This window comes from Mycolicibacterium helvum (assembly GCF_010731895.1).
In the GTDB taxonomy this organism is placed as follows: domain Bacteria; phylum Actinomycetota; class Actinomycetes; order Mycobacteriales; family Mycobacteriaceae; genus Mycobacterium; species Mycobacterium helvum.
Map to the genome: position 1 here is coordinate 858988 of NZ_AP022596.1, position 14225 is coordinate 873212.

General features: G+C 66.6%; 15 protein-coding genes. 8 read left to right on the forward strand and 7 right to left on the reverse strand.

The window, feature by feature from the left end; translation table 11 throughout:
* Positions 1-12 precede the first annotated feature (12 nt).
* Positions 13-1443: an APC family permease gene (locus G6N38_RS03730; RefSeq protein WP_163746306.1), complete on the reverse strand. Its 1431-nt coding sequence runs from the start codon at positions 1441-1443 to the stop codon at positions 13-15.
* A gap of 36 nt (positions 1444-1479) precedes the next feature.
* Positions 1480-2577, reverse strand: coding sequence for an alcohol dehydrogenase catalytic domain-containing protein (locus tag G6N38_RS03735; protein WP_163746307.1), 1098 nt, complete (start codon positions 2575-2577; stop codon positions 1480-1482).
* A gap of 125 nt (positions 2578-2702) precedes the next feature.
* On the opposite strand from G6N38_RS03735, the gene G6N38_RS03740 reads away from it, so the two are divergent.
* On the forward strand, positions 2703-4157 hold the full coding sequence (locus tag G6N38_RS03740) for a PucR family transcriptional regulator (RefSeq protein ID WP_163746308.1): 1455 nt from the start codon (positions 2703-2705) through the stop codon (positions 4155-4157).
* A 32-nt stretch (positions 4158-4189) separates the two neighbouring features.
* Here the strand turns inward: G6N38_RS03740 and G6N38_RS03745 are convergent, their stop codons facing one another.
* Positions 4190-4765: an ATP-binding transcription factor AbmR gene (locus tag G6N38_RS03745; protein ID WP_163746309.1), complete on the reverse strand. Its 576-nt coding sequence runs from the start codon at positions 4763-4765 to the stop codon at positions 4190-4192.
* 92 nt (positions 4766-4857) lie between these two features.
* On the opposite strand from G6N38_RS03745, the gene G6N38_RS03750 reads away from it, so the two are divergent.
* Positions 4858-5070, forward strand: coding sequence for a hypothetical protein (locus G6N38_RS03750; RefSeq protein ID WP_163746310.1), 213 nt, complete (start codon positions 4858-4860; stop codon positions 5068-5070).
* A 12-nt stretch (positions 5071-5082) separates the two neighbouring features.
* On the opposite strand, the gene G6N38_RS03755 is transcribed toward G6N38_RS03750, so the two are convergent.
* Positions 5083-6276, reverse strand: a complete 1194-nt coding sequence (locus tag G6N38_RS03755) for an adenylate/guanylate cyclase domain-containing protein (protein ID WP_163751781.1) — start codon at positions 6274-6276, stop codon at positions 5083-5085.
* A 116-nt stretch (positions 6277-6392) separates the two neighbouring features.
* Between G6N38_RS03755 and G6N38_RS03760 the strand changes: the two genes are divergently transcribed.
* The 3 genes from G6N38_RS03760 to G6N38_RS03770 are packed head-to-tail and all read left to right on the forward strand — an operon-like array spanning position 6393 to position 8569.
* A complete protein-coding gene (locus G6N38_RS03760; protein WP_246227681.1) occupies positions 6393-7307 on the forward strand; it encodes a sulfite exporter TauE/SafE family protein in 915 nt (304 codons plus the stop codon).
* A gap of 9 nt (positions 7308-7316) precedes the next feature.
* Positions 7317-8030 (forward strand): FadR/GntR family transcriptional regulator, encoded by a 714-nt coding sequence (locus tag G6N38_RS03765; RefSeq protein ID WP_163746311.1) that lies wholly within the window; start codon positions 7317-7319, stop codon positions 8028-8030.
* A 44-nt stretch (positions 8031-8074) separates the two neighbouring features.
* Entirely contained in the window at positions 8075-8569 is a 495-nt protein-coding gene (locus G6N38_RS03770) for a DNA-deoxyinosine glycosylase (protein WP_163746312.1), read from the forward strand.
* Here the strand turns inward: G6N38_RS03770 and G6N38_RS03775 are convergent.
* Complete coding sequence (locus tag G6N38_RS03775; protein ID WP_163746313.1) at positions 8566-9957, reverse strand: amidase; 1392 nt, start codon at positions 9955-9957, stop codon at positions 8566-8568. The two genes, G6N38_RS03770 and G6N38_RS03775, sit on opposite strands and share 4 nt — an antisense overlap.
* Before the next feature lie 36 nt (positions 9958-9993).
* Here G6N38_RS03775 and G6N38_RS03780 point away from each other — a divergent pair, with 36 nt between their 5' ends.
* Both G6N38_RS03780 and G6N38_RS03785 read left to right on the forward strand, forming a co-directional pair.
* Positions 9994-10425 carry an HIT family protein gene (locus tag G6N38_RS03780; protein WP_163746314.1) on the forward strand — a complete coding sequence of 144 codons (432 nt, stop codon included), beginning with the start codon at positions 9994-9996 and terminating at the stop codon, positions 10423-10425.
* A 10-nt stretch (positions 10426-10435) separates the two neighbouring features.
* Positions 10436-10873: a nitroreductase family deazaflavin-dependent oxidoreductase gene (locus G6N38_RS03785; RefSeq protein WP_163746315.1), complete on the forward strand. Its 438-nt coding sequence runs from the start codon at positions 10436-10438 to the stop codon at positions 10871-10873.
* 73 nt (positions 10874-10946) lie between these two features.
* Here the strand turns inward: G6N38_RS03785 and G6N38_RS03790 are convergent, their stop codons facing one another.
* Both G6N38_RS03790 and G6N38_RS03795 read right to left on the reverse strand, forming a co-directional pair.
* Positions 10947-11978: an LLM class flavin-dependent oxidoreductase gene (locus G6N38_RS03790; RefSeq protein WP_163746316.1), complete on the reverse strand. Its 1032-nt coding sequence runs from the start codon at positions 11976-11978 to the stop codon at positions 10947-10949.
* A gap of 56 nt (positions 11979-12034) precedes the next feature.
* Positions 12035-12832: a uracil-DNA glycosylase gene (locus tag G6N38_RS03795; RefSeq protein WP_163751783.1), complete on the reverse strand. Its 798-nt coding sequence runs from the start codon at positions 12830-12832 to the stop codon at positions 12035-12037.
* A 144-nt stretch (positions 12833-12976) separates the two neighbouring features.
* Here G6N38_RS03795 and G6N38_RS03800 point away from each other — a divergent pair, with 144 nt between their 5' ends.
* Positions 12977-14218 (forward strand): multidrug efflux MFS transporter Tap, encoded by a 1242-nt coding sequence (locus G6N38_RS03800; RefSeq protein ID WP_163746317.1) that lies wholly within the window; start codon positions 12977-12979, stop codon positions 14216-14218.
* Positions 14219-14225 lie beyond the last annotated feature (7 nt).

The following is a 14225-nucleotide window of genomic DNA, read 5'->3' on the forward strand; positions in this document are numbered from 1 at the left end:
ATGCGGGCAGGATCAGCCGACACCTTCGAGGATGTCGGTCTCGGTGTGGCCGATACGGTCGATGACCTCAGGCCTGACCCGCTTGACCCGGAAGAACCACGCCAGCGCGACCGCCACCGTGGCGAGGAAGAGATAAGGAATGACGTTCAACGGGAACGCGGGCACCGGGTAGACATTGGCGAAGAAGGTATATGCCATCGCCACCACCGCGACAATGGCCGCGGTCCACACCAACCGGTTCGGCATGCCGGCGCGCTTGGTGTAAGCCACGCACGCAATGGCAACCAGTGCATAGGCAACCATGTAGCCGTAGGTCCCGTACGTATCGACCCAGACCACGATGTCCATCGGATGGACACCGAGGCACAGCAGCACAATGTCCAGCGCGACGGCGGCCGGCCCGGCGATGAGCAGTACTCGGTGCGGGGTGAGATGCCCCTCGTGCGTGCGGCCGAACCGCTCGGCGACGACACCCTCCTTGCCCATCACGTAGACGATCCGACCGACGACGTTCAGCGGTGCCACCACGACCGCGAAGAACGATGCACCCACGCCGAAGGTCAGAATCGGTGTGAACCAGGACGGCATGCCGATCATTGTGGCGATGTCCTGCAGCGGACTTGCACTGCTTGCCAGCCCGTCGTGCAGCAGTGCGATCTGTGTGTAGGCGGCGAAGACGTACAACACGCCGACCACGACCGCGCTCCAGATGATGGCCCTGGGGATCGCGGTGTAGGGATTGCGCGCTTCACGGCCCAGCGCGTCGGCGGACGAGAACCCGACAAAGCCCAAAATGCCCAGGACCATACCCGCGGCGACTCCCTGCATCGGGACGCCGCTGAGGGAGAACTGCGACGGGTCCCAGGCGGCCGGCCCCGCCCACACCAAAGCCAGGACAAGCAGGATCGTGATGATGGTGACCGAGACGAGCTCGAGCACCAGAGACACTCGCGCGGACAACCTGATTCCCCGAATCGTGAACAGCGTGGCTAGTCCGCCCAGAACGATCGCGAGCGCGATTTGCCAGCCGACGCCCTGTGCCGGCAAGCCCAGCAGCACCAGGAAGTCGCTGGCGTAGGAGACCGCACCGCCGAGCGAACCCGCCGCGATGCCCCAACAGCCGATCAGCAAGGTCACACCGGCCAAGTAGGCGCCGAACGGTCCGAGGCCCTTGGCGACGTAGGTATAGAGAGAGCCGGCCGACGCATTACGGCGCGCGAACACCACCACGCAGTACCCGACCGCCAAGATCACCACGGTGGCAAGTGCGAAGGACAGCACGGTGCCGTTACCTGCGCTGACGTAGATCGCAGCGGCGGTGAAGGCGATCACCGCGCTCGGTGCGATGTTGGCGATGGCCTGGGCGGCGAGTTCTGGACCCGACATGACGCCGTGGCGAAGTCCCGCATCGGTAGGCGTTACTGCGCCAGTGGTATTCGACATGATGGACGCTCCAGCAGTTCTCGGTGATGGGGTGAGTTAGGGGATGAGCAAGGTACGAAGTGCTTCGCCGGACTCCAGGTCGTCGAAGGCGGCGGCGGCTTCCGCCAACGGGCGCCGGGCCCAGATCAGCGGGTCGAGTTTGAGCTGGCCGTCCATGTACCGGTCGACCAACGCCGGGATATCGATCGAGGGACGTACCGACCCATAGTTGGACCCGAGAATCCGCTGGTCGGCCTCGGCCAGCACCAGCGGTTCGAACGACGCTTTGGCCCCGGTCCGCGGCAGACCCACGATCACCGCGGCTCCGCCCAGGCCGAGCATCTGAATGGCCTGTTCGGTGGTGCTCGTGTGGCCGAACGCGTCGAAGGCATAGTCGACCCCGTCGGGAACGAGGGCGAAGAGTTGCTCCACGGCGTCGCCGAGCGACGCATCGATGCGGTCGGTGGCCCCGAATTGCATTGCGAGCCGGGTCTTGTCGGCCAGCACATCGATCGCGATGATGCGCTCGGCACCGGCCAGCTTGGCCCCCTGGGCGACGTTGAGTCCTACTCCGCCACAACCGATCACCGCGACGGTCGCCCCCGGTTCCACCGCGGCGGTGTTCAGTACCGCACCGACTCCGGTTGCGACGGCGCAGCCGACCACAGCGATGACATCCAGGGGGGCGTCGTCGCGGACCTTGACGGCGCCGGATGCCGGGACCACGACCTCCTCAGCGAAAGACGAGACTCCCAGGTAGTGGTGCAGCGGGGTGCCATTGCGAGACAGCCGCGATGTGCCGTCGAACAGGACGCCCTTCGGGCCCACGATGGTCGCCACCTTCTGACAGCGCGCTTCGTGCCCGGATCGGCAATAGCGACATTGACCACACGGCGGCACCCAGGACAGCACCACATGGTCGCCGACAGCCAGCGAGGTCACGCCCTCACCGAGCTCGACAACCACCCCTGACCCTTCATGGCCCATCACCAGCGGCGCCGGCGCGTCCCAGTCGCCCCGCTTGACGTGCAGGTCCGAGTGACAGACGCCGGCCGCGGCGATCCGCACTCGAACTTCGCCCTCCTTCGGCCCGGCGAGGTCGACATCGGTGTGCTCGATGGGGCTGTGTTGGTCTCGAAAGACGATTGCTTTCACAAATTTCCTTGTCGGCGTGTCGACGTGCAGCGAACGCACCGAATGTTAGGGAACCAGCCACCACCCCGTCACTGTGAAAATGTGTGGATTTGATCGGCATTTTCATCATTCTGTACACTCCCCCGATGGCGTACGACGTGCGCGCCGTGGCGGCCTTCCTCGGATCTGAACTCGCCGTCGGTGCGGTCGATGCCGGTGTCACCGTCGGGGAAGCAATCACGCTCGACCGGCTGGTGGTCGGCAGTCCCCCCGGTTTCGCCGGTTTGGTGATCGGCGCTCCTGCGGAGTTTGCCGCGGCCCTCGACAACGAAGAACGGTTAGCGCCACTGGCCACCTGCGTGGCCGTGGTGGCAGGAGCGGAGGCTCCAGCCCGCCTTGTGCAGCGACTGGCGGAGGCACAGATCAGCGCGATCTTTGTTCCGGGCACCCCGGCCGAGGTGGTCTACCCAACCGTGGTCGCCCTGATCGCCGCCGATCAAGCCGCCGAAGACCGCCGTGTCACAACGGGTACCAAGGTCCTGACACAGGTTGCCCGGCGCGGCGGCGTGGTCGCGGTCGTCGCGGAGATGGCTCACCGAATCGACGGCTGGGCAGTCTTACTCGACGCGCGCGGTGAGGTCATCACGACCGCGGGGGCGGGAAGTCTGCATGTGCGGGATGCGGTTGCCGTGGCGTTCCACCGGCAGGTGCGAGTCCGGCACACGGGATTGCAGGTTCACCCGGTCGGGCAAGGCGAGGACATCAGTGCCCACCTGGTCATCGGCGCCCGCGGTCCGACCAGTCGCAGTCGCGACCTCGCATCGCAGGCGGCCGCCCTGTTGGATCTCCTCCTCCGCACCGCGGACAACCCCGCTACCGAGCGGCTGGGCCGGGAGGTGATGCTGGCGACCTTGCTGCGGGGTGGCTCGGACGCTTCGGCGCTACTGCGGCGGTGGGGCGTGCACGAACGATCGCTGACCGCGTTCGCGGTGGCGTCGCGATCGAGGGCCATCGACCCAGAACGCCTCGCAATCCGCTGGCTGGACGATCTCGGGGCAATCCATATCGTTGCCGAGCAAGGGGGCAAGGTGCTCGGGTTCATTCGCGACGAAAGCGCCGCTGACCTGGCGGCGATAGTGGAAGGGCTGAGCACCGATGCCCGCATGCCGCTTCGGCTGGGCCTGGGCTCCCCCGCCAAGGCGCAGATGCTGGCACGCTCGGCAGCAGAAGCCACCCAAGCGCTGGAAGTGGCGGTGGTGGATGCCCGGCCGGTCGTCTGGTATCGCTCGCTGGCAACAGTGAGCTACGTACTGGAGAATCTGGGCGACGGCCCCATAGCGCGTATCGCAGCGGTGCTCGACCCACTTCGAGATGAGGAGGGCCGGCACGGCGCATTGCTCCGGACGCTCGAGATCTACTTGGCCGAACATGGTGTATGGGGTTCGGCCGCAACCCGGTTGGGAATTCACCGCCAGACGCTGACCAGCCGAATCCAGCGGGTCGAAGCGCTGACCGGAATGTCGATGGCGAACCCCGACGACCGCGCGACCGCCTGGCTCGCCATCCGCGCCTTGGACACTGAAAGTGAAGCGCGCCAATAATTTTCCAGTCTCATCGCCGATGACGAGGTGACCTATAGCCCGGGGCCTTCGGCGCGCAGGTCGTCGACCTCGGACATCGCCGAACGCAGCTTGGCCAGCCACTCGTCGGCATGCTCACCGACCAGACGTACGCACCACGCGAGTGCATCCGATCGGGACCGGGCCACGCCCGCATCGACCAGGGTGTCGAGCACCTGACGTTCAGGCTGCTTGAGGCGGGTCATCACCGGAACGGCGATGTGGGTGAACAGAATTCGTTCCGGACCGTCGGAACCTACCGCTCCGATTTCTACGCCCCAGGAGACTTTGCGGCCGTACTTGTCCTGGGCCTCCTCGGCGATACGGATCCGCTCGGAACGGGTGTCCTCGCGGAACCGAGATGCCCGCCCGGAGGCGCGTGCTTCACTGTCCGGCTTCTCGCCTGCGTCGGGCAGGCGCCCGATGACGGTGATCTCCTCGCGGTCGACGATCACCGTGGGGTCTCCAGCGAACCATTCATCGGGGAGACGTCCGGCGAACCACTCGCCGGCATCGGTGGCGTCGGGCTGGTCGGCCTGTTGCCAGCCGCCGGGGCGACCGGGCCGACGGTGCGTGTGCTGATGCTTCATGAATTACATGATTACATCATTACGTGGTGTTCACCACGCATTCTCTGACGGCGAACACTTACAAACCCGCTGCGAGTGCGGATAATGACCGCATGGCAGGCAACGAGCTCGACCGTGATCGTGTCCGGGCTGCACGCGACGTGGCACGCATGCACCCCGCCCTGGTGGCGGTGGTGCTGGGGATCCCGACAGCGGCCGCTGTCGCATTGGTGTGGTGGCTGCTCGGGTCCGCCACGGCGGTGCTGATGCTGCTCGCGGCACTTCTCTTCGGTGGCTGGTCGATGGTGCGCAAGCGCAGGCGCTGAAACGGTTACCGCTCAGGGCTTGTCGGCACGACGCGCGCGAAAGAGCTTGACGTCGCCCTGGATGCCTTTGAGTCGGCGCGCCTTGGCGAACGACCAACTGAAGGAACCGTCGTCGCCGATCTTCTCGCGGGCCGCCTCCGCAACCAGGACCGATCCAGGCCGGGCGGCCGAGGTGACCCGGCTGGCCAGGTTGACCGGGCTGCCGAACCAGTCGCCCACCCGACTCACCGCGGGCCCGTAAGCCACGCCCACCCGCAATTGGGGCAATGCCTCGTCGGCTTCGGTGGCCTCGATGAGCGTCAACATCGCATCCAGCAGCGCTGCCGTATTCGTCGACACCATCATCACCGCGTCACCGATCGTCTTGACGAACCGCACCGGGGGCACGGCCACATCGCGGGCCGCGTCGGCCAGCCGGTTGGCAAGCTGCTCGAGTTCTTCAGGCGCGACCGTCTCGCCAAGCCGAGTGAACCCGACGAGGTCGGCGAAGGCGACGGCCACCAGACGGGCCCCGGGCAGCGGCGCCCCGGCCGCCCGTTCGTTGGCATTGACCGCCTCGGTTTCCATCGCATGCCGCAACTGCAGCATCAGCATGTCCTGGATCATCGGCCCCAACAGCGGGGCCGCAGTGCTCACCAATGCCCGCATACCCTTGGCCATCTCGAGTTCGGTGGTGCCCGCGCGCTGCATCGTCGACGCCACCCCGGTGTAGCGAATCGCCTCGGCAGCGTGCGAAAGCCCTTCTGCCAGCACCCGAACCACGGTGAGCAACTGATCGGGATCAAAACCCAGATCGAGGAAACGCTTGATGTGCACGACGGTCTCGGCGTCGGGTCGCAGGTAGACCTCTGCGTCAGGATCCTCGACCGATGGCAGCCCGCTGGCCCTCAGGAATCGCATGAGCTGGTCGACATCGAGGCCGGTCCGCTCGCTGATCTGCCGGACCGACAGCCGGGTGCCGTCATCGCCGAGGGTGCGGCGGCCCGGCAGCAGCATCGGCGCGAACGAAGCCTGGATCTCCTCGACCGAGATGCCCTGCTCCAGCAGCCACGGGATCAACTCCGCCCGCTGGGCTCGGGCATCGCCGGTCAATCCGTCGAGCAGCCCGGACGCCTCCGGGTCGACGGTGTCGGTCACTGACCCAACGTATACCGGGGCCAGCCCCCACCGTGGGCCTGGTCGTCTAGGTCGGCGGCTCCTGCACATCGAGGTGACGCGCCTCAACGAAGACTGTTTACGGCACGAGGCGATCGGTCCCATGACATATTCCGCTCGCCTCACCTCAGACATTTACTTGTCTGACATGTGCTACTTTGGCTCGCGTGAGCACGCGATCAATAGGAAGCAAGCGACCGAAAGCAACCGCCGACACGACGGGTTCCGCCTCGACCGCCAAGACCAAGGCCGAACTGGGGATCGGATTCACCGGTGGAGTCATCGGTGGCCTGTTGGGCGGAGGAAGCGGTGTCTTCTACGTCCCCGCCCTGGAGAAAGTGGCTGCCCTGTCAAGACCGTCGCTGCACGGAACGGCGGGAGCGGCCAACATCGCCGTAACCGGTGTCGGCGCTGCGACGTTCGCATTGGCCGGGGGCTCCATCGACTTCCGCGCCGGGATGGGATTGGTCGTCGGGGCGACGCTGGGAGCGTTTCTGGGCGCCAAGCTCATCTTGCGTATCCCCCACCGGTTCCTGCGTTGGCTGTTCGTGACGATTTTGCTCGCAACCGGCGCGAAACTGCTGCTGGACGCCGCGGGGGTGGGATCGCTCCGAGGCGCGACCATTGTGCCGCCCTCGCTGATCGCAAACCTGTGGTTCACCGTGCCCACCTCGCTTGTTCTCGGCTTCATCATCGGGGCATGGGCAGCGGGAATGGGTCTGGGCGGAGGACTGCTGGCCGTCCCCGTGCTGATGGTGCTGTACGGCGCGGACCTGCCCACCGCTGAGGGCACGTCACTGCTGATGTTCTTCCCCAACGCCATCGTCGGCACCGTCGTGCACGCTCGACAAGGCACCGCCGATAAACGTCTCGGGGTGATCTTGAACATCGGGGCGCTACCCGGCGCGATCGTGGGAGCGCTGGCAGCCCTGGCGCTAGACGTGCGGGTTCTGAGCATCGTTTTCGCGGCATTCGCGCTGTTAGTTGCCGTGCGCGAGATGTACCGGATGCACCGGACCCGTGGTGAGACTAGAGCCGCTGCCGATAGCATGTCGTCAGACAAGCGATTGAATGAGGAGTGAGATACGGCGGTGGAGGCCCTGACCCGTATCCCGCTGTCGGAGAAGGCGGCTCGATCGCTGTTGAGCGAGATCGCCAGCGGACGATGGCAAATCGGCGACCAGCTCCCCGGGGAAATGGCTTTGGCCGCCGAACTGCGCGTCGGACGCTCCACCATCCGAGAAGCAATCCGACTCCTTGCCGCACGCGGAGTGCTGAGCACCCACCAAGGCATCGGCGTCTTCCTCACCGCCACCGCACCCCATGAACCCTGGGACCGACTCGCCCAGATAGCGGCGATCGCCGAAGTGGTGCAGGTCAGGGTTGCCATCGAATCGCGCGCCGCAGCCATGGCCGCGCAGTGGCATCGCGAGGACGACGCCACCGCGATCGGTGACGCGCTCGCCGAACGCAACGGCCTGCTCAATGACACAGCCAGCAACCTCGCCAGCGCTGACATCAGATTGCACCGGCGAATCGTCGCCGCCTCGCACAACACGCTGTTGCTGTTCTTGTTCGACAGCATGCAGCAACGCCTCATCGCCAGCATGACCGAACTCCTCACACTCATGCCCGTCGACCAACACGACGCCGACGAACACACCGCGCTCGTCAGCGCCATCCTCAACCGCCAACCACGGGAAGCCGAGGACCTGACCCGCCGACACCTGCTCGGCCTAGCCGAGGACCTTGCAGCGCTACCGACGGCCAGCGAGGGGATCCCCCCTGCCAACCGAGGAGAGTGAACAACCCACATGCACGACACACACGAGCTTCTTGATCTCCCCTGATGCCCAAGTTGCCACTATTGCAGGGGTTTTCGCCGATAGCCGGTAATCGCCCCGGCACGCTGATCCTCGGCAACATGCCCAGCGCCATGTCATTGGCCACCGGAGAGTATTATGGCAACCCACGAAACATGTTCTGGCGCTTAGTCGCTGAGCTATTCGGGTTCGACGCCGACGATCCATATCCGCAGCGAGCCGCATCGCTTCGCAGGAGCGGCATCGCCGTGTGGGACGTACTCAGACACTGCCGGCGAACGGGCAGCCTCGATTCGGCCGTCGAACAAGACAGCATGGTGGCAAATGACTTCGCGACCTTCTTCGCCGAACACCCCTCGATCAAGCGCGTGTACTTCAACGGTGCGGCCGCCGAACGCAACTTCATGCGGCTGGTCACATTGGACGTGCCCCGCACCTACGTGCGACTGCCCTCGACGAGTCCGGCACAGACCATGCGCTATGCAGACAAACTCGCGGCGTGGCGGGTGATCACCGACTAGGACACCGGCGGCCTGCGGTGCGCCCACGGGCGGGCGATCTCGATCTGGTGGCTCAACGACAACAGCGTCGCCTCATCGGAGGGCCGGCCAACCAGTTGTATCGAGACCGGGACTCCATCGTTGTCCAGTCCCCACGGGACGACCGCGGCGGGCTGGCCGGTGGCGTTGAACATGCCGAGGAACGGAACCCGGGAGGCCACCATGGCCAACGTGGACACCCCACCGCGGTGCTGGTACTGACCGATCCGTGACGGCCCCAACGCGGTTCCGGGAGTGATCACCACGTCGACGTCGTCGAAAATCGACTGCACCCGTGCGTTCAACGCCGGTTCGGCGGCCCGCACCCGCGCGATCTGGGCATCGGAGATCAACCGGCCCAGGCGGGCAATGCCTTTCGTTCTGGGCTCGAGCCGCTCGCGGTGGGGCAACGCGGTGACATCCTGGTAGGCGCCGCGCCACATCCGTGGCAGCAGATGACCGTAGACGGCCCATGCCGGGTAATCGGGGTCGCGCCAGAGGACCTCATGGCCCAGGTCGCGCAGCAGCGTCTCGGCTCCGTCCAGCGCCTTCTGCTGAGCGGACCCGATGCGGCCGACCAACGTCGGCGGGATCTTGGTGCTCAACGCAATTCGCAGCCTGCCCGGTTCGCGGTTGGCGGCTGCGACGAACCCGCCCGACGGAGCGGGTTGGGCCGTCGTCGCATCGAGGAACAATGCGGCGTCCTCCACCGTGCGGGTCATCGGGCCGTTGACGGACAGCCCGCACCAGGCGTCGTCGTGCGGGGCTATTGGCACCCGGTCACGCTGCGGCTTGAGACCGAAGAGACCGCACCAGGTGGACGGGATCCGAATAGATCCGGCACCATCGGAGCCCAGCGCCATCGGCGCCAAACCCGCAGCCACCGCTGCCCCACTGCCACCGCTGCTGCCACCGGGTGTGCGGGCCAGATCCCACGGATTGTGCGTGGCGCCGAACGCGACGGTCTCGGTGAAGGGCCACAGCATCATCTCCGGAACCGCCGTCTTGCCCAGGATCACCGCACCGGCCTCGCGCAGCCGGCGCACCACCTCGGCGTCGGCCGTCGGCGCCAATCCGTAGGCGCTGCTGCCGTAGCAGGTGAACTCGTCGGCGACATCGACGTCGTCCTTGATCGCGATCGGAACCCCCAGCAGGGGCTTGCGTTCACCGGCGTCGAGCAGTTCCTGTGCGGCCGCGGCTTCGCGCCGCGCGCTCTCGGTGAAGACGACGCGATAGGAACGCAACTCCCGATCCACGCGGGCTATCCGCTCGAGATAGAGCTCCAAGAGTGCCGGGGCGGTGATCGTGCCGTTGACGAGCATGCGCGCCTGCTCGGCGGCACCGGCGAAGGCAATGTCGGTGGAGTCCATCTGCCGCAGCGTAGCGCTGGGCGCTACGGTGACGAGATGGCATGCGTGTTCTGCGAGATCGTCGCCGGTACGGCGCCGGCCATCCGCGTCTACGAGGACGACGACTTCCTGGGCATTCTCGACATCCGCCCGTTCACCCGCGGCCACACGCTGGTCGTACCCAAGCGGCACAGCGTCGATCTGACAGATACGCCGGCCGAGACCCTGGCCGGAATGCTGTCCGTCGGCCAGCGAATCGCGCAGGCCACCCGGGCCTCAGAGTTGGGCGCGACCGGGAACAACATCGCCATCAACGACGGCAAGTCGGCGATGCAAACGGTCTTCCACATTCACCTGCACGTGATCCCGCGGCGCGACGGGGACAAGCTCTCGTTCGCCAAAGGGATGCTGCTGCGCCGCGATCCCGATCGCGAGGCCACCGGCCGGATTGTGCGCGATGCCCTCAAAGCACTGGATACGACCGGATGAGAGTGATGGCATGACGTCGCTTAACCACAAGGCATTGATGCGATTCGTCAAGGCGCACGATGCGGTGTATCGGCGCAGCAATGGGTGGATCGGCCATCGGATGCCCGGTGTGCCACCTTCGTTGATGTTGCACACCATCGGGGCGAAAACCGGCGAGCCGCGCTCGATGCTGCTGGCGTACTACCGCGACGGCGACGACTATCTGATCGTCGCATCCAACGGCGGTGCGGACCGCAACCCGGCCTGGTATCACAATCTGCGCGCGCACCCGGACATCGAGATCAACCTCGGCAGAAGGCGTTTGGCGGTCACCGCACACATCCTGCTACCAGACGATCCAGACTATGCGCGGCTATGGCAACTCTGCGACTCGGCGAACGGCGGCCGGTACACCGCCTATCAGCAGGGAACGAAGCGCCCTATCCCGGTTGTGCGCTTGACGCCATGACGGCTGCGCCCAGACTGCACTTGTTTACGCGTCCGCTCGCGAAACGCGTACAACAACTGCAGTTTCGGCGCGGTTAGAACAGCTCTTTGGCCAGCAGTTCCAGCGTGGCCTCGCGCGCGGGCGCGGTGCGGGGGTCGGTGCCGCGATGCGCCGAGGCGACGGGGTTGACCATCACCTCGTCGACGTCGAACTCCAAGGCCACCGCGCGGACCTGCTCGGCGGCTTCGGCAGGCGAGCCCACCACGGCCATGGCGCGACCGGCCGCGATCACGGCCTCGGCCTGCGGGTGCATGGTCAGTGCCGCGGCATCTTCGACGAGGTCAAGCGGGCCTAGAGGCTGCCCGGTGCGCAGCCGCGCCATCATCTGCAGATTCGGCAGCAGCAGGGCCTCCGCCTCGGCCCGTGTGGGTGCGACCGCCGCGTTGACGGTCATGAACGTCACCGGCTCGGCGGCCACATCGCTGGGCCGGAACTCCGACCGGTAGGCCGCCAGTGCCTCGACGGTGCCCTGCCCGGCAAAGTGATGGGCGAAAACGTAGGGCAACCCCTTGGCGGCGGCCAGATGCGCGGAGTACATCGACGAACCCAGCAGCCACAGCCGTGGCTCCTCAACCGCCGCCGGGGTGGCCTTGAGGATGTAGTCCTGGTTGCGGATCGGGATCCGGACGCCGTGGGCGCTCATCAGCGCGGCGACATCGTCGAGGTACTGCGGGAAGTTCTCGATGTCGGAATCGTCCCGAGTGCCCCTCAGCATGATCGACGTCACCGGATCGGAACCGGGCGCCCGGCCGATGCCCAAATCGATGCGCCCGGGGGCGGCAGCCTCCAGTAGCGCGAACTGCTCGGCGACGGCCAACGGCGCATGGTTGGGCAGCATCACCCCACCCGAACCCAGCCGCAGCTGCGTGGTCTGGGCGGCCAGGTAGGCGAGGATCACCGGTGGGCTGGTGGCAGCGACAGCGGGCATGTTGTGGTGTTCGGCCACCCAGTACCGGGTGAATCCCAGCCGGTCGGCGGTCTGCGCCAGCCGCACGGTGGCCGCCAGCGCGTCTCCGGTGGTCTGGTCGGTGCGTACCGGAACGAGGTCGAGGACAGAAAGCCGCATAGCAGCCTCAACGATACGGCCGGCTGCTTGCTTCCCGGCTCATCAGCCTTCCCCACTCACTCGCGCAGACCGGCCCGCTTCGCGGCATCGGCGAAGACGTCGTCGAGCATGGCCGGGGTGAGCCGTCCGGTGAACATGTTCTGCTGGCTGGGGTGATAGCAACCCAGCAGTTGTCGACCCGACGGCAGCTCGACGACCACTCCGTGGCCAAACTTCGGCTTGGCCGAGCCCGGTAGGTCGTCGGCGAGCAGCCGTAGGGCGGCCTGCCAGCCGAATCCGCCCAGGGTGACGATCACCCGGACCGACGGGGCAATCATGTCCCACTCGGCGGCCAGCCACGGCTCGCACGTCGACCGCTCGTCCGGCGTCGGTTTGTTGGCCGGCGGCGCACACCGGACTGCCGCGGCGATGCGGATGTCGTTGGTGCTCAAGCCATCCGCGGCGTCGACACTCGTCGGTTGGCTTACCAAGCCGGCCCGGTACAGCGCGGCGAACAGTTGATCTCCCGACCGATCGCCGGTGAAGACCCGCCCCGTGCGATTACCGCCGTGGGCGGCCGGGGCCAGCCCCAGCACCAGAATCTTCGGCTGCGCCGAGCCCCACCCCGTGATCGGTCTGCCCCAGTACGGCTCACCGGCGAACGCACGCCGTTTGGTGACCGCCACCTCTTCCCGCCAGTCGACCAGCCGTGGGCATGCCCGGCACACGCTGACCAGCGCATCCAGATTGGCCAGATCGCACGCCGTGGCGGCCAGCGTGGCCACCTGCCCCGGATCGGTGGCCACCGGAGTGTGGGGCGTCGCGGGGTCACCCGGCCAGCCCGTCCCCGGCGCGACCGGCGACTCGAACAGCATCCCGGTACGCGGATGGGCATAGGGGGTCACCGGTCCACTGTGCCCGTGTGCACGGCTCTTCGCGAGAGGGCATGTGATTTCGGCGCGGAAACGATCGCTAGCGGCGGTTCGCGCGCCGAAATCGCCGGGAACTAGGCTCTCTCAGTGGCCAACACGCGCCTTCCCGCGCTGCTGATCCTGTCTTCGACGTTCCTGGCCGCAGGCGCCAACGGGATCTCGATGGTCGCGTTCCCGTGGCTGGTGCTGCAGCGCACCGGCAGCGCGGTGGACGCCTCGATCGTCGCGGGCGCGGCGACCCTGCCACTACTGTTCGCCACGCTCATCGCCGGCGCCGCCGTCGACTTCATCGGCCGGCGTCGGGTCGCGATGCTCTCCGATGCCCTGTCGGCCGCCGCGGTCACGGCGATCCCGATACTGGCCATCGTCTTCGGCACCGATGTGCTGAACACGCTCGTCCTGGCCGCTCTGGCCGCGCTGGGCGCATTCTTCGATCCGGCCGGCATGACCGCGCGACAGTCGATGCTGCCCGAGGCCGCCGCCAAGGCGGGGTGGACCCGGGATCACACCAACAGCGTCTACGAGGCGGTGTTCAATCTGGCTTACATCACCGGGCCGGGCATCGGGGGTCTGCTCATCGCGACGCTCGGCGGGGTCAACACGATGTGGGCCACCGCGGCGCTGTTCGGGCTGGCAATCCTGACGATGGCGGTGCTGCGACTCGAGGGCACCGGACGCCCGGCGCGCGAAAAGCTACCCGAGAGTGTGGTTTCCGGTGTCCTGGAAGGGTTGAAGTTTGTCTGGCGCAACCGGGTGCTTCGCACTCTCGGACTCATCGACCTGGCCGTGACCGGCCTGTACCTGCCGATGGAAAGCGTGCTCTTCCCCAAGTACTTCACCGACCGCAACGAACCGGCCCAACTGGGTTGGGTGTTGATGGCACTGTCGATCGGCGGGTTGATCGGGGCGTTGAGCTGGACGGTGCTGTCGAAGTTCTCCAGCAAGCGCAGGACCGTGCTGACGGCGGTACTGACGTTCGGCATCGCCGTGGCCGTCATCGGGTTCCTGCCGCCGCTACCGGTGATCCTGTCGTTCGCCACGGTGGTCGGCCTGGTCTACGGACCGATCGGGCCGATCTACAACTCGATCATGCAGAACCGCACCCCCGAGCAGCTGCGTGGTCGGGTGGTCGGGGTGATGACATCGATGACCTACGCCGCAGGTCCCATCGGGTTCATGCTGGCCGGCCCACTGGTCGACGCGTTCGGTCTGAAGGTGACATTCCTGGTGCTGGCGGTCCCGATTCTGCTGATCGGCCTGCTGTGTCCGTGGCTGCCCGCCCTGCGCGAACTGGACGACGAGCCCGAACCGCAGACGGCCCACGCCTAGGATGGCG

What these genes read in the sequence shown, in the direction of transcription:
- G6N38_RS03730 (WP_163746306.1), bottom strand. Translation starts at nt 1,443, where the DNA reads ATGTCGAATACCACTGGCGCAGTAACGCCTACCGATGCGGGACTTCGC.
- G6N38_RS03740 (WP_163746308.1), top strand. Translation starts at nt 2,703, where the DNA reads ATGGCGTACGACGTGCGCGCCGTGGCGGCCTTCCTCGGATCTGAACTC.
- G6N38_RS03755 (WP_163751781.1), bottom strand. Translation starts at nt 6,276, where the DNA reads ATGTGCAGGAGCCGCCGACCTAGACGACCAGGCCCACGGTGGGGGCTG.
- G6N38_RS03790 (WP_163746316.1), bottom strand. Translation starts at nt 11,978, where the DNA reads ATGCGGCTTTCTGTCCTCGACCTCGTTCCGGTACGCACCGACCAGACC.
- G6N38_RS03745 (WP_163746309.1), bottom strand. Translation starts at nt 4,765, where the DNA reads ATGAAGCATCAGCACACGCACCGTCGGCCCGGTCGCCCCGGCGGCTGG.
- G6N38_RS03750 (WP_163746310.1), top strand. Translation starts at nt 4,858, where the DNA reads ATGGCAGGCAACGAGCTCGACCGTGATCGTGTCCGGGCTGCACGCGAC.
- G6N38_RS03775 (WP_163746313.1), bottom strand. Translation starts at nt 9,957, where the DNA reads ATGGACTCCACCGACATTGCCTTCGCCGGTGCCGCCGAGCAGGCGCGC.
- G6N38_RS03770 (WP_163746312.1), top strand. Translation starts at nt 8,075, where the DNA reads ATGCCCAAGTTGCCACTATTGCAGGGGTTTTCGCCGATAGCCGGTAAT.
- G6N38_RS03780 (WP_163746314.1), top strand. Translation starts at nt 9,994, where the DNA reads ATGGCATGCGTGTTCTGCGAGATCGTCGCCGGTACGGCGCCGGCCATC.
- G6N38_RS03785 (WP_163746315.1), top strand. Translation starts at nt 10,436, where the DNA reads ATGACGTCGCTTAACCACAAGGCATTGATGCGATTCGTCAAGGCGCAC.
- G6N38_RS03795 (WP_163751783.1), bottom strand. Translation starts at nt 12,832, where the DNA reads ATGCTGTTCGAGTCGCCGGTCGCGCCGGGGACGGGCTGGCCGGGTGAC.